The organism is Bacillus sp. JHAA, from assembly GCF_036961585.1.
In the GTDB taxonomy this organism is placed as follows: Bacteria; Bacillota; Bacilli; order Bacillales; family Bacillaceae; genus Bacillus; species Bacillus velezensis.
In genome coordinates, this window is the sequence record NZ_JBAMDE010000007.1 from 185,618 (window position 1) to 203,398 (window position 17,781).

Below are 17,781 nucleotides of genomic sequence, written 5' to 3' on the forward strand. Positions count from 1 at the left end.
AACGATGAAAAAACAAAGAATTGTTGTGAAAATCGGGAGCAGCTCGCTCACCAACAGTAACGGAAGCATTGATGAAGCAAAAATCAAGGAACATACGGAAGCCATTTCTTTATTAAAAGAAAACGGGCATGAAGTGATCCTCATTACCTCAGGCGCGGTGGCAGCGGGTTTTTCCGCTCTCGGCTATCCGTCGCGACCCGTTACGATAAAAGGAAAGCAGGCATCTGCCGCAGTCGGCCAGACGCTTTTAATGCAGCAATATATGGACCATTTAAAAAGATACGGTCTGACGCCGGCACAAATTTTATTAACAAGAAATGATTTCTCAAAAAGAGAGCGGTACAGAAATGCCTATGCCACTGTAATGGAACTGTTGGAGCGTGGCGTCGTGCCGATTATTAATGAGAATGATTCCACATCAGTCGAAGAGCTGACGTTCGGTGATAACGACATGCTGTCGGCGCTTGTAAGCGGTTTGATTCATGCAGACCAATTAATGATTCTCACAGACATTAACGGGCTGTACGATGCCAATCCGAATGAAAACCCGGACGCAAAGCGGTTCGACTATCTGAATGACATCACACCAGAATTGCTCGGATATGCCGGATCAGCAGGCTCAAAGGTCGGCACCGGAGGCATGAAGTCAAAACTTCTCGCCGCCCAGACCGCATTGTCGCTCGGGGTGAAGGTATTTATCGGAACCGGCTCCGGACGGGAAAAACTGATGGGAATTTTAGACGGAAAAGGCGACGGCACTTATATCGGCGATAAAGACCTGTCCTCAGTAAATAATACACGGCAATGGATCATGTTTCATTCTCCGATATCAGGGGAAATCATCATTGATGGGGGAGCGGAGCAGGCGATGATCCATAACGGGTCAAGTCTCCTCCCGGCCGGCGTCGCTGATGTCTGCGGCAGTTTTCCGAAAGGGGCCGTAGTGGAAGTCAAAGGGCCCGGCGGCATTATCGGCAAAGGGCAGACGCAGTACTCATCCGATGAAATTTTAGAAGCCAAAGGGAAGCGGAGCGACCAGCTTTCAGGAACGAAGCAGGTGGAAGTGATTCACAGAGATGATTGGGTGAATTTATTTGACGAGGGGGAACACAAATGAGTGAAGTATTGCAAAAAGCAGCCTTGGCAAAAGAAGCGGCTGCCGAAATGGTCATGAAAACGACGGCTGAAAAAAACGAAGCGCTTCAATGTATTGCAGACGGACTCAGAAACGAACGCCGGCTGATTTTAACAGAGAATCAGAAAGATATTGAAGCGGGACGGAACAGAGGACTGACACCTGACATTATTGACAGGCTGACTCTTGATGAAAAACGCCTGCTCGATATCGCGGACGCCGTGGAACTATTAATCGGTCTTGAAGATCCCGTCGGTGAATCGCTGGAGACCATTCAAAAAGAGAATGGATTATCCATTGAAAAAATCCGCGTGCCCCTTGGAGTAGTGGGCATGATCTATGAGGCCAGACCGAACGTTACCGTAGACGCGGCCACACTCTGCCTGAAAACCGGAAACGCGGTTGTGCTCAGAGGAAGTTCTTCCGCCATCCACAGCAACATAGCGCTTGTCAGTGTGATGAAACGCGCACTGGGGCTGTCAAAGCTTCCGATTGATGCCGTTCAGCTCATAGAAGATACAAGCAAAGAAACCGCCAAACAGCTCTTTACATTAAATGACGGGCTGGATGTATTGATCCCGCGCGGCGGTAAAAATTTAATTGATCTAGTGGTCAGGGAATCAACCGTACCCGTTTTAGAAACCGGAGCGGGCAATTGCCACGTGTACATAGATGAGTCAGCAGATCCTCAAATGGCAAGCGAGGTCGTCATCAATGCCAAAACACAGCGTCCTTCGGTCTGCAACGCGATTGAATCTCTTTTGATTCATGAAAAATGGGCCGAAGAACACGGACGAAAGCTGCTGAATCAGCTGACAGAAAAAGGGGTGGAGCTCCGAGGAGACCAGGTAATTTGCAAACTGGAGCCTCAAGCGAAACAAGCAGAAGAAGCCGATTGGGGAGCGGAGTACCTGGCGCCGATTCTCAGTGTGAAAACGGTGCAGGACGTACAGGAGGCGGTCCGCCACATTCAGCAGTACGGCACAAACCATTCAGAAGCCATTCTGACGGAGAACGCCGAGCATGCGGCTTACTTCCAGACCGCCGTTGACGCCGCCGCCGTGTATCATAATGCTTCAACCCGGTTTACGGACGGCTTTGAATTCGGATACGGAGCCGAAATCGGCATCAGCACGCAAAAGCTTCACGCGAGAGGGCCGATGGGGCTTCCGGCGTTAACATCTACAAAAATCATCATCAAAGGAAACGGACAAATCCGCGTATAATCTTTTAAGCTTATCCTTCAAAAAGGGTAGGCTTTTTTTATGCGGAAAGATTGACGGTTCTTATTATATTGTGTAAAATTAAATTGTACACAATATAATAGAGGTGAATTCACATGACAAAACCATTATTTACTGCAACCGTATCAGCCGCCGGCGGACGTGAAGGGAAAGTCACGTCTTCTGACGGAGTGCTGAATCTTGATGTTGCTATGCCGGGAACGCCAAGAGCAAAAAAGCTCGAACATGCCACAAACCCTGAACAGCTGTTTGCCGCAGGATATTCAGCCTGCTTTGACAGCGCTCTTCAGCTCGTAGCGAGAAAAGAGCGTCTGAGTATTGAAACAGAGGTCACTGCGCATGTCAGTCTGCTGAAAGATGAAGCAGACCAAGGATATAAACTAGGCGTTACGCTTGAGGTCAAAGCATCCGGCATTGATAAACAGGAGCTTGAAGCCCTTATCCAAAAAGCGCACGGTGTCTGCCCGTATTCAAAAGCGACAGCGGGAAATATTGAAGTGAAGCTTCTGGCAGCAGAATAAAAATAAGGATGCCCATTCGGGGCATCCTTATTTTTTGCCGTGCAGCGTATTCAAAACCTCATAAAGCGACTGTTTTAACTGCTTTAATTCCTCTTTTGACCGTCCCGTCTGTTCCAGCATGGCAATGGGGATATCCGCCGCTGTCTTCTGCAAGGCCCGTCCTTCATCTGTGAGCCTGATCGTCACGGATCGCTCGTCTACAGCCGACCGCTTTCTCATGATGATTCCGTGCTGCTCCATCCGTTTCAGCATCGGTGTCAGCGTTCCGGAATCCAGGTACAAAAGCTCACCCATCCGTTTCACATTCAGTTCTTCGTGCTCCCATAATAAAAGCAGCGCCAAATATTGGGGATAAGTTACGTTGAGCTTATCAAGCAGCGGTTTGTACCGTTTCGTCATTTCCCTTGAGCTTGCGTACAGCAAAAAACAAAGCTGATTCTCCAGTTTCATATGTTCAAAATCTTTTTCTGCCATTACTTCTTTCACCAACTCTTTGTTTGTTAACGTTACCCCTATTGTAGCCGAAAAACGGCCCATTTCCTATTCCTCATGTTTAAAAATATGAGCAGGGGCAATATATACAGTAAGTACAATGAGGAGGCTGATAATAATGGCATTATTTACTTCAAAAGCGACCGCAGTCGGCGGACGAGCAGGACATATTAAATCCGAAGACGGGGTGCTGGATTTTGACATCATCATGCCGAATGCAAAAAAAGACGGAGAAACCGGCACAAACCCTGAACAGCTCTTTGCGGCAGGATATGCTGCCTGCTTCGGGGGAGCGCTTGAGCTCGCCGCCCAAAAACAAAAAATCGACATGACCTCTGAAATTGAAGGACAGGTCAGCCTTTTAAAAGATGAGAGTGACGGAGGTTACAAAATCGGCGTAACGCTCGTCATTGATACAAAAGATCTTGACAAAGAAACGGCGGAGAAGCTAGTGCATGCCGCTCACGAGTTCTGTCCGTATTCAAAAGCAACAAGAGGAAATGTAGACGTCAAACTTGAATTAAAATAAATAACCGAACGAATATCCCGGATTTTATATCCGGGATATTTTATTAACGAAAACATCAGTAATGATCTCTTCTCTCCCGGAATAAGAATACGATATAGCACTTTTGCATAATAACACCAAGAGAAAAGAGGGAGAAATCGATGTCTCTTCCAAACATACCGAACATCACCCCCGACATTACACTCTCCAGATGTGAGACCCTGAACCTCCTTCTTTCATCCGTGGCTATGGAAGAAATCGGACTATCCCATATTCTGCAGGCGGAAGCGGAAAGGATTCAAATGTTTCTCGGCGCTTCCGGCGATCCCTCCTTGGAGGAATTGTCATCAATCAATAGAAGCACTGAACGGCTCCTGCGCACCGTCATGAAATCACAACTCCTTTTGCAGACGAAGCTTGAGGACATTATCTTCTTACAGGATTCTGAAGCCTGTATGGACCAGGACGACCCAAGCAATCCGAGTAATCCGGGCGATCCTGATGACCCGTGGAATCCGGATGATCCAAGTAATCCGAGTGATCCGGGCGATCCTGATGACCCGTGGAATCCGGACGACCCGAGCAATCCGAGTGATCCGGGCGATCCTGATGACCCGTGGAATCCAGACGATCCCAGTGATCCGGAAGATCCGTGTGACGGCCTGTTTTACGGCCGCATTGGCTGCTGTGAGTGCGGGGATTGTGAGGACTGCGGTTGGAAGAAAAAAGGCGGGGAGCGTTCATAAAAAAAGAGACGGGTGAAGCATATGCCGTATCCAAGCATCTCAAAAGCGAAACAGGCATCTTTTGAAGCCATGCATTGTCTCACGATTGCGCTGTTACATATATTATCTGTGACCGTGGATAAAAGAAGGGGTTCAAATTACAAAGAAGAAATCAGGCTGTTCTCCGCATTGTGCCGCTGGCAGATGGAAACAGGCGGCCGTCTGTTTTTAATGATCAGCTTGGAAGAAGAGCAGAAGCAGATGTATGAGCGGCACTTTCTTGAAATGAAGACAGTTACGGAACGAACGAAAAAATTCATTTCTGAAAGCCCGCGCGAATTCCGGGCGCATCCGATTACGAAGCGGGCTGTCAGGCAGCTTCAGGAATGGAATACGGAAACTGCCGAACCTGCCGTCAGATGGGTGCGGCCTGTCATCATCACGATGAACGGCACTCCTGAACGGCCTTGGTTCAATCAACAACTCCAAAATCGGGAAAGGTGAGAAAATGAGCGGAAATGCTGAATGTAAACTGACTCTTTGCATGATTGTGAAAAACGAGGAGAGATACATCTCCCGTTGTTTATCAAGTGTACAAGACATCGCTGATGAGATCGTCATCGCAGACACCGGATCACAAGATAATACAAAAGATATATGCAAAAGCTTTCAGGCAAGAGTGTTTGATTTCGAATGGGAGAATGATTTCGCAAAGGCCAGAAATTACGCCCTGCAGCATGCCGAAGGAGATTGGATTTTAGTGCTTGACGCGGATGAAGAGCTCGATCAGGAGACGGGCCGTTTTTTAACTTCGCTGCTTCATGACGGATTACCGAGCCGGGGTCTTATGAAAATCATCAATTATACGGGGAAGCAGCTCGATGAAAACGAAGCGTTTGAAAGCATGCAGCCGAGACTGTTCCGCAATCATAAAGGCCTTCTGTATCAAGGCAGAATTCACGAGAATATCTCGGCTTCCAATGAGGAAGAAAACAATGCTTTTTTCACGCTCCCATGTGTGATTCATCACTACGGCTACTTGGAGCAGGAAGAAAAGATCAAGCAAAAACATAAACGGAATATCAGCATTTTAAATGAAGAGCTTTCAGAGGAAAATCCTGATCCGTGGCTTGTCTATCATTTGGCAAGTGAATGCTACAGAATCAAAGACTATGAAAAAGCATTACATCTTGTCAACGGCTCAATTTTTCAATTTTTAAGCGAAAAACGAATGCCTCCGTCTCTCCTGTATTATTTGAAATATACAATATTGCTTGAGCTCAAACGGTATGAAGAAGCCGAACAAGGGATTGAAAAAGTGCTCAAGCTATATCCTGATTACAGCAATCTTCATTATTATAAAGGCCTTGTATTATATCATTTGGAAAAGTACAGAGCGGCAATCAAAGCATTTGAAAACGGAACGCAGGTTGAAGGAGAAAACGCTGATCACTTCATTTTAAAAGGTGCCGCCGATTTCAGAGCCTTTTATTATATGGCGAAATGCCATGCTGCATTAAACCATGATATGACGGCCATCGCTTACGCCAAAAAATCGGTGAAGTTCAATCCTCAATTTAAACCCGCGAAAGAACTTCTGTCTCAATTAAAAAAGGATCAGCGGACAAACGCCTGATCCTTTTTTTGCATGTTCCATTAAGATAATCGAATAATGTTTAAAGCTGCACCGGTGCTTCCTCCAAGCAATGTGGCCGCACCCAATAATCCGAACAGCTGAAGCTGGATGGTGCTGCCTGCTGGCAAAGTCACAATAAAGGAGTTATTAAAGTTTGCCAAAGACGCGACCGGGGCGATAATCGAACTTGCAGGAGGAGTGCCGTTGATTAAAATACGCGAACTTACAAGCAAGCCGGCCGTTAAATTAATATGGTAGGAAATATAGTACCGTCCCGCCGGAGCAACGGTAAATATGGTATTTGCGGCATTAGCCGTAATATCTGCCGAAAGGTTTTGTTCATTCGGTAAGGAAATGGTCGTGCCGCCGACAATAACTGCGACAACACCGCCGCCCGTATTGCTCGCATAGCCGGAAGTTGCTGTCAGACTTGTTCCAGTGCTTCCGGTCGGCCCGGTACCGCCAGTAGCGCCAGTGCTTCCAGTCGGTCCGGTGTCGCCAGTAACGCCGGTGCTTCCGATCGGTCCAGTAGCGCCAGTAGCGCCGGTGATCCCGGTCGGCCCGGTACCGCCAGTAGCACCGGTAATTCCAGTCGGTCCTGTGTCGCCAGTAGCGCCGGTGATTCCGGTCGGTCCGGTAGCGCCAGTAGCGCCGGTGATTCCCGCCGCAGCTAAAAGTGTATAGTCAGCTGAGGCTCCAGGGGTTCCCGCCGGGCTGTTTACGTTTGCGACGTAAGAGCTTCCGTTATACAAGACAACCTGTCCGGTTGTGTAAGTGGGAGCAATCAGCGGATTAAAAGCAACAATCCCTTGAAGGCCCGCACCGGTGACCCCCGTCGGTCCGATCGATCCGGTTGGCCCCGTCGCTCCGGCCGGTCCGATTGCTCCCGTAGGTCCCGTCGGCCCCGTAGCACCAGTCGGTCCCGCCAGTGTAGGGATATTTGAGATACTGTCCAATTTTGAACCGAGAAGAAGCTCCTGTTTCATTAAGCTGTCAAGCGTATCACGGACGCTCTCATTCAGGTTAAGAATATCCGCAAGACTTGACGGGGGCCCTGTTAATCCGGGAATCGTTCCGAGCGCGTATTGGATTTTTTCCCCTTCCGCATTCAGAATATGTGCCATTCCCAGCTCTTCCATAGCAATTGACGAAAGAAGAAGGTTAATGGTATCGTCTCTGGAAAGTGTAACGACAGGGGTGATATTGGGCAAATTAGGCTGTGACACAATGTCCCTCCTTATGAGTTGGCTGAAAATCATTTTATTACGAACAAAGTTCCCCGAAATGAGCGTAAGCAGTACTGTATCAGTATATTCACTGATTCTGTCCAAGTTTCTGAATGGATTCCCTTTATAAACCAATTGAGCGGGTTATACCACTGTTTTTGATTTCATCATATATGAAGGAAATACTTTAAATATAGAGAAAATACATCGCACAGCATTCGCAAATCGGTCAAAATGACAGCGGGACATGTGATCGTCTATAAAGCGATGGCTATATATCTTGTGCGTTTCCTGCAAAAACTCTCTTTTTCATTTCAAGTTTTCTGTATAAAAGGGCGAGTAGCATGGATGGGATCGTACAAACAATCATTCCGATAAAGGCATACCGGGGTTCAATTTCATATAAAAAACCTCCGAAAATAGTAAATACCGCAGTGCTCCAGCTGAGAGCAAGCGCTGAATATATGCCTTGGGCTTTCGGGATTTGCGCGGGTGAAATATTTTTAATTAAGTATTTCATAAATGCATAGTGTCCCATCGCGAATGAACAGGCATGCAGCGTCTGCGCAATACAGAAAATGATGACATGCGGAAATGCAAATACGAGTATCCAGCGTACGGTAGCACCAAGCGCCGCCAAGGCGAGCAAAGAGCCTGCTGTAAATTGATGAAAGTATCGGTCAGCGATTGCAAAGAAGATAATCTCCGCGATAACGGCGATGTTGATAATGATTCCGATGGCATATGCGGGGGCATCGATTTCCTGCAAAAAGAGATAACCGTAATTGTAGTAAGATGCATGTGCCGCCTGCAGTAAGATAACGATTGCGAGCACCAGACCGAAATATTTGATGCGGAATAAGGCAAACATGCCCTCTTTTCTTGCGCGGTCTGTTTCCGGCCGTTTTGAAAGAACAGCTGGCGCATGCATAAAGCTGAGGCATGCGAATATCAGGGTGCCCAAAAGCAGTGCCCATAAAATCGCTTGATCTCCGAATATACCTGTAAAGACGGACAGGATGACGCCGGCTGAAACAAAACCCGCGGACCCCCACTGTCGGCTTGTCCCATAGGCCTTTAATTCGTTATGCTGTACAAGGACGCCGCAAGCGCTGTCTAAAGCAGGCATTAAAGCAGGGTAAAACACATGCAGCACTAATGTGACAAGAAGCAGGCTTTGAAAAGAATCAGCGGGAATATAACATAAAAGTGCGAGAAGCGTCCCGATTCTGGCGCCGTTTAATAAGGCTTTGCTGCTGAATTTTCCTGATAAATAAGGGAAGAATAATAATGTGGAAATCCCTCTTGCCGCCAAGCCCAGGCTCATAATGAAACTGGCTTCGGATACGGAAACCCCTTTTATATGCACCATCCATCCCGTCCAATAGGGCAGAAAAACACCCCATGTCATAAAAAAACTAAAAAAATGCAGACTCATCCAGCGATATGCTTTCATTCCCGTTCCTCCTTTAATTGGCATGTTATCATGTAAAGACATAAAGACAATATGAGATATCTCATATTTTTGGGGTGGACGATGGAAGTTTATAAAGGCGAGAAAAAGCGGCATCAGTTAGAAAAACACTCAATCGCGCATTTATTCTCTTTCCCCGCTGAAGAGTTTATGGAAGTGCGCGAATATGAGCGGGACGAATGGATTATTCAAGAGGGCAGGAGGCCTGACTTCCTGTTTTACGTGATTGAAGGAAAAGCGAAAATATATGTAACCCACCAAAACGGGAAAGTTTCTTTAATTAATTTTATCAACAAAGATGATTACATCGGAGAGATGGAACTATTACATGAAGTGTATTACACAAAAGGAATTCAAGCCTCAGTGAAGACTGTTTGTTTTGCTCTGCCTATTTACCGCTGCCGCGCGCAATTGCTGCAAGATGCGAAATTCCTGCGTGAATTGGCTAAGTTTTTAAGTGCTAAGGCAACGCTTATGGCTTCGAAATATTCACAAAGTCTGGCGTTCCCGCTTGAAAACCGGCTGGCCGATTTTATTTTGCAGACGGCTTATGAAGGGGTTTATAAAGAGAAGCACGTAACGGTCTGTGATTATTTGGGTGTATCTTACCGTCATCTCTTGCATGTGCTGACGCAATTCTGCCAAAAAGGGTATTTGCAAAAAGAAGGGCGGTGCTATCAAATTAAGCAGCATGATTCACTAAGTGAACTTGCGAAGGCGCTGAAGAATAAGTAGCACGCCCAGAAAAAACAGCCACCCGCGATTTGCGGATGGCTGTTTTTTTATACAAGCTGAGCTTGTTTTTTTCGTGCCTGTTTCGCGGCGTCGACCATATTTTTTAATGCCGCAACGGTTTCTTCCTGCTGTCTTGTTTTCAGTCCGCAGTCCGGGTTTACCCAGAAGCGGTCAGTCGGACACACTTCAAGCGCGTCATCAATAATTTGATAGATTTCTTCAGTTGCCGGCACACGCGGGCTGTGAATGTCGTATACACCGAGTCCGAGGCCTTTCACGTAAGGATGTTCTTTCAAATATTCTAAAAATCCTCCGTGGCTTCTGCTGTGTTCGATTGTAATGACATCCGCGTCAAGATCATTGATCGTATCTACGATATCTTCAAAGTTGCTGTAACACATATGCGTATGAATCTGCGTCTCATTTTGCACAGAAGACGTCGTTAACCGGAATGCTTCTGCGGCCCAAGTTAAATATTCATCCCAATCCTGCGTTTTTAACGGCAGTCCTTCGCGGAGCGCGGGTTCATCCACTTGGATAATCTGAATACCGGCATCTTCAAGCGCTTTTACTTCTTTTCTGAGGGCAAGCCCGATCTGGAAGGCGATTTCTTTTCTTGAAATATCCACACGCGGGAATGACCAGTTTAAGATGGTGACAGGTCCCGTCAGCATGCCTTTCATGTGTTTTTCCGTCAGCGATTGGGCGTAGACCGTATCTTTTACCGTCATCGGTTCGATAAATTCGACATCTCCGAAAATGACAGGCGGACGTACGCAGCGTGAACCGTAAGACTGCACCCATGCATATTTCGTAAAGGCGAATCCGGCCAGTTTTTCACCGAAGTATTCGACCATGTCCGTCCGCTCGAATTCTCCGTGAACGAGCACGTCTAAGCCGATTTCTTCCTGAATGTCAACCCAGCGCTTCGTTTCCGCATTAATAAAGGCTTGGTACTGTTCATCCGTCCAATCTTTTTTCCGCCATTTTTGCCGTGCGCTCCGCACCTCGGCAGATTGAGGGAAGCTTCCGATTGTCGTCGTCGGCAGAAGAGGAAGACCGAGTGATTCATTCTGCAGCGCCAATCGTTCTTCAAAGCTTGCCGGACGGGAGAAATCTTTTTCCGTCAGCTGATTCAGCTCTTCTTTTTGAGCTGAGTTCGCTCCTGTTGCGAATGCTTTTAAAGCCTTAAGTGCCGCTTTTGATTCTTCGATCTGCTCACTGACGGCCGCTTTGCCGGACAGAAGCCCTTCTTTTAAGACGCCGAGTTCCGCCAGTTTTTCTTTAGCGTATGACAGGCCGTTCAGCAAATCCTTTTCAAGATGCTCGTCAGGGTGTTTCGCCACCGGCACGTGCAGAAGGCTGCTTGAAGGCTGAATCCATAACTCCTCAACATCAGCGTGGCTGAGGATATCCAGAGCTGCATCAAGGCGTTCTTCAACATCGATTTTCCAAATGTTGCGGCCGTCGACCACACCGGCTGCCAGCACTTTATCTTTCGGGAAGCCGTGCTTTTTCAGCTGATCAAGGTTTCTGCCTTTATCATGCACGAAGTCAAGCCCGATTCCCTGTACGGGATAAGAAACGAGTTCTTCATATGCATCAACCGAATCGAAGTATGTCTGCAGGAGGACATTCAGCCCTGAAAGCTCTTTTGTAATAGATTCATAGAGTTCTTTTGCGGCACGGACGTCTTCAGAAGAAGCTGTCACAAGGGCCGGCTCATCGATCTGAACCCATTTTACGCCTTCAGCTTCAAGTTCTTTCAGCAGCTGAACATAAAGAGGAACAAGGCGTTTTTGAATCGCTTTCGCTTCTGATTCTTCGTATCCTTTCGCAAGCGTGACAAATGTATACGGACCGACGATGACAGGTTTCGTTTCCGCTCCGAATTCTTCTTTGATCCGGCGGTAGTCGTCAAGCTGTTTGTTTCTCGTCAGACGGAATTCAATGCTTTCGTCATATTCAGGAACGATGTAATGGTAGTTGGTATTAAACCATTTCGTCATTTCACTGGAAACGGCGTCTTTTACACCGCGGGCAATCGCAAAGTATGTATCAACGGGATCCGTGATGCTGCGGAATCTTTCCGGAATCCAGTTAAAGCTGACGGCTGTATCAAGCACATGGTCATAATGGGTGAAATCAGAGACCGGCACGATATCGATATGTTGGTCAAGCTGTGTTTTGACAGCTGATAAGAATAAACCGTCAAGTTCTTTAAGAAACGTTTCTTTGTCAGTGTTACCTTTCCAATAAGCCTCAAGCGTTTTTTTCCATTCTCTGTTCAAGCCGATTCTCGGAAAACCGAGGTTCGAAGTTTTGATTGTTGTCATTAAGTTTCCTCCTTTAAGTGAGATGTAACAAAAAAGCCTCTTTCTCATGAGAGAAAGAGGCTTTAACTTCAAAATGCAAGCCTCTCTTATCTCTCAGATCACGTCTGATGGAATTAGCACCGTGCCTTATGAGACAGTCGTCTCGGCGCAAAAATCACGCGCCCCATTTCACAATGGAATTACGGTCGGTTGCTGTTGGGGTCAAAAGGCCAATCCCTCGCCCAACTCTCGATAAGAGAAAATATTTCAATTTTTTTGAAAAGTTACATCATTTGTTGGTTATCTTATCAGCTTATTCAGATCACTGTCAATAGAAAATCTCACATTTTAAAAATTGGTGATGTGACAAGCTGATTAATCATTATATGAGAAAAATATCAGAAAGACAGCAGCTGTGCCTGTTCGGCTCTTTCCATCAGTACTTCAGGCGCGTCTAAATACAGAAATCCGTTCCCGGCCAATGTTTTGGCGATGTCCAAAGGAAGGGTCCGCCGCACGAGCTGGGCGTAGACTTCAGCCTCAGAAAGCGTCCGCTGAAACGCGTCCTGTTCAAGCCCTTTTATTAAGGCAAGCGCTCCGCTCACATGCGGGGCGGCCATTGAAGTGCCCGTCAGCTTCCCGTATTTATGGTTGGGAAGGGTGGAGAGAATATTTTCTCCCGGAGCCACCAGGTCAATCTCTTTATTAGCGTTTGAAAATTCAGACGATTTACGGGCGATTGAGACTGATCCGACTGCGATCACCTCGTTGTAAGCGGCCGGATACGACAGTTCCTCTGTACGCTCGTCTCCGTCGCCTTCGTTTCCTGCCGCGCAAACGACCAGAACACCGCTTTTTACCGCATTTGTGACGGCTTCTTTCAATTCAGGCACATCGCTTGGCCCGCCGAGTGACATGGAAATGATATCGGCCTTTTGTTCAACGGCGTAGTTGATGCCGTTAATGATCCATTCGTATTTGCCGCTGCCATTTTGACCGCCGAGAACTTTAACGATTAAAAGGCTTGCTTCCGGCGCGACACCCGAAATTCCGCCGTTTGAATCATTGGCGGCAATCGTTCCGGAAACGTGTGTCCCGTGTCCGTTATAATCGGAAATCGCGTCTTCTTTGCCTCCGTCATCATCGGTGAAGTTTTTCCCGCCGACAATTCGGTCTTTCAAATCAGGATGATTGATGTCGCAGCCTGTGTCAAGCACCGCGATTTTAATATCCTTGCCTTTAAACCCTTTTGCCCACAACTCTGGCGCCTTAATCACTTTAATCCCCTCTGGAAGCTCGTTCACCTCCATGATCTGTTCATCCGTGACATAAGGAATCAAATGCATTTCACCATTCATAAAAAAGCCCTCCTTTTTTATGCTTGCGAGTGGATACAAGGGTGTTGCTACTATTTTATGGCAGATCATGCCGGCCGGAAAGAGTCATTTGAAGCATTTTCATAAAAAAGGCGTAATCTATCGCACTAAAAAACTTCAAATAAATGGATAGTTTAACAGCTTTTATTTTCATTCATGATCCGCTGACGGTATAATTGGAAATGGGAAAGGAGAAGAGATATGAAGATAAGTGAAGCATTATACAACTATTTTTCAGAACAAGTGGATCAAATTGCGAAAGAGTGGATCGAAACGATGGAAGATTCGGATCCGAATTCGATTTATTCTTTGACAAATCCCGTCATCACAGAAGAACTGACGGAGCAGGATAAAGAATTTTACCGGCATATTAATAAAATGTATATCATGCCGAAAAAAGAATTTTTAGAAGAGTTCGAGCAGTGGGTGATTGAGCTTGCGAAAGACCAGAAGCATCTGGATACTCCCGTACAGTATGTGGTCCGTGAATTCATGAGAAACCGGAGACTATACATCAGTTATTATGATGCGTTTGCCGATAAACATGAATCTTCGTTTGCACAGGGAGAAAGGAAGAAATGGGAGAATTTAATTGTACAAGTATTTGATTTTACGATTTACACGTTTGTCGATCATGCCGAGCATAACTCAAAAATGCAGCTGAATGCGCAAAGAGAAATGATTTTGGAGTTAAGCTCGCCGGTTATCACGCTGAGCAAACGGACGGCGCTGCTGCCGCTTGTCGGCGATATTGACACGGAGCGCGCCAAATTCATTCTTGAAAATACGCTGAGCACATGTGCAAAACGGCTGATTGAACATCTGTTAATTGACCTGTCGGGTGTAGTGGTTGTCGATACGATGGTGGCGCATCAGATTTTTAAATTAGTTGAGGCGCTGAAATTGATCGGCGTCACGTCCACTTTATCCGGAATCAGGCCGGAAATCGCTCAAACCGCCGTACAGCTCGGCATTAATTTCTCAGATATTACGATCAAGTCCAATCTCGCTCAGGCTCTCAATTATCATCAATAACATACATAACAAAACAGGCTGCCGAATCACTCCGGCGGCCTGTTTTTATACAAACAACAATGAAATGAGCCAGCTTGCGCCGAATAACAGAAGCACGAGCAGGAAAAAGCACCAGTCGGCGCGGCGCACGGTAACAGTTCTGTAAAACGTGCGGTTTCGGCTCCCCGTAAAGCCTTTAGATTCCATCGCGATCGCCGTGCGTTCCGCCTTTCTGATTGCGCCTGCCAATAGCGGAATGGTGAAGCGCCTGAAGGCGGAGAGCTTTCCTTTCAGCCCGGAATCAGACGCCGCGCCCCTGATTCTGTGCGCCTGCCGGATGATCAGGATTTCATCTTTCAGAAGAGGGAGAAACCGGAACCCCGCGATAACGCCGTATGCAAGCTTGGGCGGCAGCTTACACTGCTGAATCAGACTGAGCATGAACAGAATCGGATCAGTTGTGAAAAGAAACATCATCGACAAAGCGGAAAAACATAAAATGCGAAAGGCGATAGAAATCCCAAGCGCCGCGTTATCACTGTTGACGGCAATCGGCCCGAGCTTAAACAGCAGGTTGCTTCCGGTTGTCGGGATGTTTCCGAATACGGCGGCTGTCCATAAAGAACCGAAGGCCAGAATGACAAATGGAATCGTGAACAGCAGCCATTTTTTCAGCGGCACACGCCCCGCCGAGAGGACGCCTCCCGCAATGATGATATAAAACAAAGCAGGGGTGTACGGATTATAAATAAACGACAGCATAATGACGCATAACAATACAGCCGCCGCCTTTATTGACGGGTTAACAGCCTCCAGCCGCAAGTTCATTTCTCCGCCTCCTGTCGTGTCTCATCCATTCATACCGCAGCGGCAAAGCCAAATGCGCCTGCTCGGCGATCCCGGTGTTATCAGAAAATAAAGCGTCGGGAGTTCCCCGGAATACCAGTTTCGTGCCGCAGAGCACAAGGATCGTGTCGGCATAATCTGAGACGAGTTCCATATCGTGTGTCACCATCAAAACAGCCGTTCCTTCCTTTTGAATCTCACGGAGCATTTGCATACACTCCCGCGCCGTTTTGGCATCCTGTCCGAAAGTCGGTTCATCAAGCATCAAAACGTTCACATTGTGCATAAGCATCGTTGCGACGCTGAGCCGGCGTTTTTGTCCTTGGCTTAAAGAAAACGGATGCTGTGAGGCATGGCGTCTCAGGCCGAATCGGGTTAACAGCTGAAGAGCTTTCTCCTTTGCGGCTCTGCTGCTTTCAAAACCGAATATCAGCTCTTGAATGACGGAATCTGTGACAAACTGGTGTTCAGGATTTTGGAAAACATATCCGATCAGCCGCCGCAGCTCTTTTTCAGAATAGGAATCAATCGGTCTGCCGTCTATTTTGATGTCTCCGCCCAGCGGACGGATGAGCTTGGCCGCGGCAGACAGGAGCGTGGATTTTCCTGTTCCGTTAGGACCGGCAATCGCGGTGATTGAACCTTTTTTTACGGAAAAGCTCACATCCTGAAAAATGACGTCTGCCCCTCTTGAGAATGACAGCTCGTGAACGCTCAGCGCGTCTTCTGCCGAAAGCGCGGCGGGCCGGGGTTCGGGCAGAGACGGTACAGATTCTTGAAACAGCTTTTCTTTACACAATGTAAAAGGAATGCTGACGTGCTCCTGCAATGAGATCACACGCGGAATCGGAATGCCGAGCTGCATCAGCTCTTCAATCTTTGTCTCAAAGATAACGTCCGTCTCTCCGTCCATCACCTTCTGACCCGTTTCGTCAAGGACAATCGTCCTATCCATCCACGGCGCCCAATGATCAAGCTGATGTTCGATAACGAGAAGGCCGAAGCCTTTTTTTGCTTGAAGATCTTTGATCAGCCGCACTAATTCACGTGCGGAATATGGATCAAGCTGTGCCGTCGGTTCGTCCAAAATAATGAGTTCCGGTTCCATCGCAATGATACAGGCAAGCGCCACTTTTTGTTTTGAACCGCCTGACAGCGAAGCGATCGTTCGCGTTTTCAGATGAGTGATCTCTAATTTTGCCAAAACGTCATCGATGATTGCGTCCATATCTTCTTTTGTATATTGCAAATTTTCCAGGCCGAAGGCGATTTCATCTTCAACCGTCAGCATGCAAAACTGCTGGTCCGGATCTTGAAACACGACGCCGATGGATCTGGCGGCGGGTTCTGTCAGATGTGAAAGAGGTGTTCCGTATAAAGAAACGGTTCCCGATTGAACCCCATCGCATGCTTCCGGGTACAGACCGTTTAAACAGAGAGCGAGCGAGCTTTTGCCGCATCCGCTCGGCCCGAGCAATAAAGCCCGCTCTCCTTTGCGGAGCTGAAAGGACACGTTTTGAAGAATCGGCTTTTCATCCTGATCATAAGAAAAGGTAAGACGGCCGGCCGATAGAAGGGGCTCAGATGCCTGCATCTTGGTTCACCTGTTTCTTTTTCTTCTTGAATTGTTTTCCGAGCGCCATGCCGTTCAGCACTCCTGTGTAAGCCAGCGCATCACTGATTGCTTTGCCGAGAAGGCCGGCAAGAAGCGCACCTGAGATCAGACGGATGAGAAGCATGACGGCTAATAAACCCGGATTCAAAACAGAGTATCCGGAAACGAACAAGTCATAAATGAAGCTCGTCACAGAAGACCCCATACCGGATAAAAGAAGCACGGGCAGGGTATACACCCGCCAGCGTGTCGCAAAAAAGACCGCTTCCGCACCGATTCCCTGTGCGATCCCGATCAGAATCACCATCGGTCCTGACGGATTTCCGAGTAAGCACTCCACAAACGCGGCGATGATTTCAGAAACAAGAGCCACTCCCGGTTTTTGAATAATGTACGCGGCAATCACCGAGACGATAAACCAGATACCGTAAATCGGTTCGTAGCTCATCCGGCCGAAAAATCCTGCCGCTATATTGCTTGCATGAGTTGATACTAAATAAATGACAGCAAATACAACACTGATGACGGACATGACGACAATTTCTCTCATTTTCCAATTTTTCATTCTGATCTCCTGCTTTCTTATCGGATAGTCGTATGTATGAAAGAGTTGATTTTACAGGCGGTTTATATTCAGTTTCATATTGCGGTGTCCTCCCCCGTTTTTTAATGAAAAATAAAAAACTGCATATCCGAGGGAATATGCAGCAGCAGAACGAAAACGCATGGGGAAAAACCCTGCGCTCCGGTCAATCTGCACTTCCCCACGCTGGTATTATCCAGATCGGGTTATAAGGGATCAAAACACGCCTGCCGCATGTTTTATCTCAGCCGATAACAGCACCCCTAGTGCGTTTCCTATACAGTTTTTTATGATGACATCATCATAGTTGATCATGTCTGATTTGTAAACAGCCTT

At 47.2% G+C, this 17,781-nt stretch carries 17 protein-coding genes and 2 riboswitches; of the genes, 9 read left to right on the top strand and 8 right to left on the bottom strand.

What is annotated here, in order from left to right; all coding sequences use genetic code 11:
* Window positions 1–4 precede the first annotated feature (4 nt).
* The 3 genes from proB to V7728_RS16790 all read left to right on the top strand — a co-directional run bounded on the left by proB (window position 5) and on the right by V7728_RS16790 (window position 2,900).
* On the top strand, window positions 5–1,117 hold the full coding sequence (gene proB / locus V7728_RS16780; RefSeq protein ID WP_099566678.1) for a glutamate 5-kinase: 1,113 nt from the start codon (window positions 5–7) through the stop codon (window positions 1,115–1,117).
* Window positions 1,114–2,361 carry a glutamate-5-semialdehyde dehydrogenase gene (gene proA / locus V7728_RS16785; protein ID WP_025284624.1) on the top strand — a complete coding sequence of 416 codons (1,248 nt, stop codon included), beginning with the start codon at window positions 1,114–1,116 and terminating at the stop codon, window positions 2,359–2,361. The genes proB and proA overlap by 4 nt, the downstream gene beginning before the upstream one ends.
* A 113-nt stretch (window positions 2,362–2,474) precedes the next feature.
* Entirely contained in the window at window positions 2,475–2,900 is a 426-nt protein-coding gene (locus tag V7728_RS16790; RefSeq protein WP_007610880.1) for an organic hydroperoxide resistance protein, read from the top strand.
* 27 nt (window positions 2,901–2,927) lie between these two features.
* On the opposite strand, the gene V7728_RS16795 is transcribed toward V7728_RS16790, so the two are convergent.
* Window positions 2,928–3,437: a MarR family winged helix-turn-helix transcriptional regulator gene (locus V7728_RS16795; RefSeq protein WP_099566679.1), complete on the bottom strand. Its 510-nt coding sequence runs from the start codon at window positions 3,435–3,437 to the stop codon at window positions 2,928–2,930.
* A 73-nt stretch (window positions 3,438–3,510) separates the two neighbouring features.
* Here V7728_RS16795 and V7728_RS16800 point away from each other — a divergent pair, with 73 nt between their 5' ends.
* From V7728_RS16800 to V7728_RS16815, 4 genes are all read left to right on the top strand, one after another.
* Window positions 3,511–3,921, top strand: coding sequence for an organic hydroperoxide resistance protein (locus tag V7728_RS16800; protein ID WP_003154758.1), 411 nt, complete (start codon window positions 3,511–3,513; stop codon window positions 3,919–3,921).
* 140 nt (window positions 3,922–4,061) lie between these two features.
* A complete protein-coding gene (locus tag V7728_RS16805; RefSeq protein WP_012117387.1) occupies window positions 4,062–4,646 on the top strand; it encodes a hypothetical protein in 585 nt (194 codons plus the stop codon).
* A 21-nt stretch (window positions 4,647–4,667) separates the two neighbouring features.
* Complete coding sequence (locus V7728_RS16810; RefSeq protein WP_059367131.1) at window positions 4,668–5,129, top strand: hypothetical protein; 462 nt, start codon at window positions 4,668–4,670, stop codon at window positions 5,127–5,129.
* A gap of 4 nt (window positions 5,130–5,133) precedes the next feature.
* Window positions 5,134–6,261: a glycosyltransferase gene (locus tag V7728_RS16815; RefSeq protein ID WP_025284627.1), complete on the top strand. Its 1,128-nt coding sequence runs from the start codon at window positions 5,134–5,136 to the stop codon at window positions 6,259–6,261.
* A gap of 20 nt (window positions 6,262–6,281) precedes the next feature.
* Here the strand turns inward: V7728_RS16815 and V7728_RS16820 are convergent, their stop codons facing one another.
* Together V7728_RS16820 and V7728_RS16825 are read right to left on the bottom strand one after the other, a co-directional pair.
* Complete coding sequence (locus V7728_RS16820) at window positions 6,282–7,487, bottom strand: BclA C-terminal domain-containing protein (RefSeq protein WP_099566680.1); 1,206 nt, start codon at window positions 7,485–7,487, stop codon at window positions 6,282–6,284.
* Window positions 7,488–7,758: 271 nt separating this feature from the next.
* Window positions 7,759–8,943: an MFS transporter gene (locus V7728_RS16825; RefSeq protein ID WP_012117391.1), complete on the bottom strand. Its 1,185-nt coding sequence runs from the start codon at window positions 8,941–8,943 to the stop codon at window positions 7,759–7,761.
* An 81-nt stretch (window positions 8,944–9,024) separates the two neighbouring features.
* On the opposite strand from V7728_RS16825, the gene yeiL reads away from it, so the two are divergent.
* On the top strand, window positions 9,025–9,696 hold the full coding sequence (yeiL, locus tag V7728_RS16830) for a transcriptional regulator YeiL (protein WP_099566681.1): 672 nt from the start codon (window positions 9,025–9,027) through the stop codon (window positions 9,694–9,696).
* A 47-nt stretch (window positions 9,697–9,743) separates the two neighbouring features.
* On the opposite strand, the gene metE is transcribed toward yeiL, so the two are convergent.
* Both metE and V7728_RS16840 read right to left on the bottom strand, forming a co-directional pair.
* On the bottom strand, window positions 9,744–12,032 hold the full coding sequence (gene metE / locus V7728_RS16835; protein ID WP_099566682.1) for a 5-methyltetrahydropteroyltriglutamate--homocysteine S-methyltransferase: 2,289 nt from the start codon (window positions 12,030–12,032) through the stop codon (window positions 9,744–9,746).
* 83 nt (window positions 12,033–12,115) lie between these two features.
* A riboswitch (SAM riboswitch) is annotated at window positions 12,116–12,270 on the bottom strand.
* A 139-nt stretch (window positions 12,271–12,409) separates the two neighbouring features.
* Window positions 12,410–13,369 carry a S8 family peptidase gene (locus V7728_RS16840; protein ID WP_007407222.1) on the bottom strand — a complete coding sequence of 320 codons (960 nt, stop codon included), beginning with the start codon at window positions 13,367–13,369 and terminating at the stop codon, window positions 12,410–12,412.
* Between the two features lie 219 nt (window positions 13,370–13,588).
* On the opposite strand from V7728_RS16840, the gene V7728_RS16845 reads away from it, so the two are divergent.
* Window positions 13,589–14,422, top strand: coding sequence for an STAS domain-containing protein (locus V7728_RS16845; RefSeq protein ID WP_007407221.1), 834 nt, complete (start codon window positions 13,589–13,591; stop codon window positions 14,420–14,422).
* Between the two features lie 45 nt (window positions 14,423–14,467).
* On the opposite strand, the gene V7728_RS16850 is transcribed toward V7728_RS16845, so the two are convergent.
* From V7728_RS16850 to V7728_RS16860, 3 genes are read right to left on the bottom strand one after another with little or no spacing between them, the layout of a single operon-like run.
* Window positions 14,468–15,229 carry an energy-coupling factor transporter transmembrane component T family protein gene (locus V7728_RS16850; protein WP_012117396.1) on the bottom strand — a complete coding sequence of 254 codons (762 nt, stop codon included), beginning with the start codon at window positions 15,227–15,229 and terminating at the stop codon, window positions 14,468–14,470.
* On the bottom strand, window positions 15,204–16,841 hold the full coding sequence (locus V7728_RS16855) for an ABC transporter ATP-binding protein (RefSeq protein WP_099566683.1): 1,638 nt from the start codon (window positions 16,839–16,841) through the stop codon (window positions 15,204–15,206). Before V7728_RS16855 ends, V7728_RS16850 begins: the two co-directional genes overlap by 26 nt.
* Entirely contained in the window at window positions 16,828–17,427 is a 600-nt protein-coding gene (locus tag V7728_RS16860) for an ECF transporter S component (RefSeq protein ID WP_076424005.1), read from the bottom strand. Before V7728_RS16860 ends, V7728_RS16855 begins: the two co-directional genes overlap by 14 nt.
* A 179-nt stretch (window positions 17,428–17,606) precedes the next feature.
* A riboswitch (TPP riboswitch) is annotated at window positions 17,607–17,720 on the bottom strand.
* Window positions 17,721–17,781 lie beyond the last annotated feature (61 nt).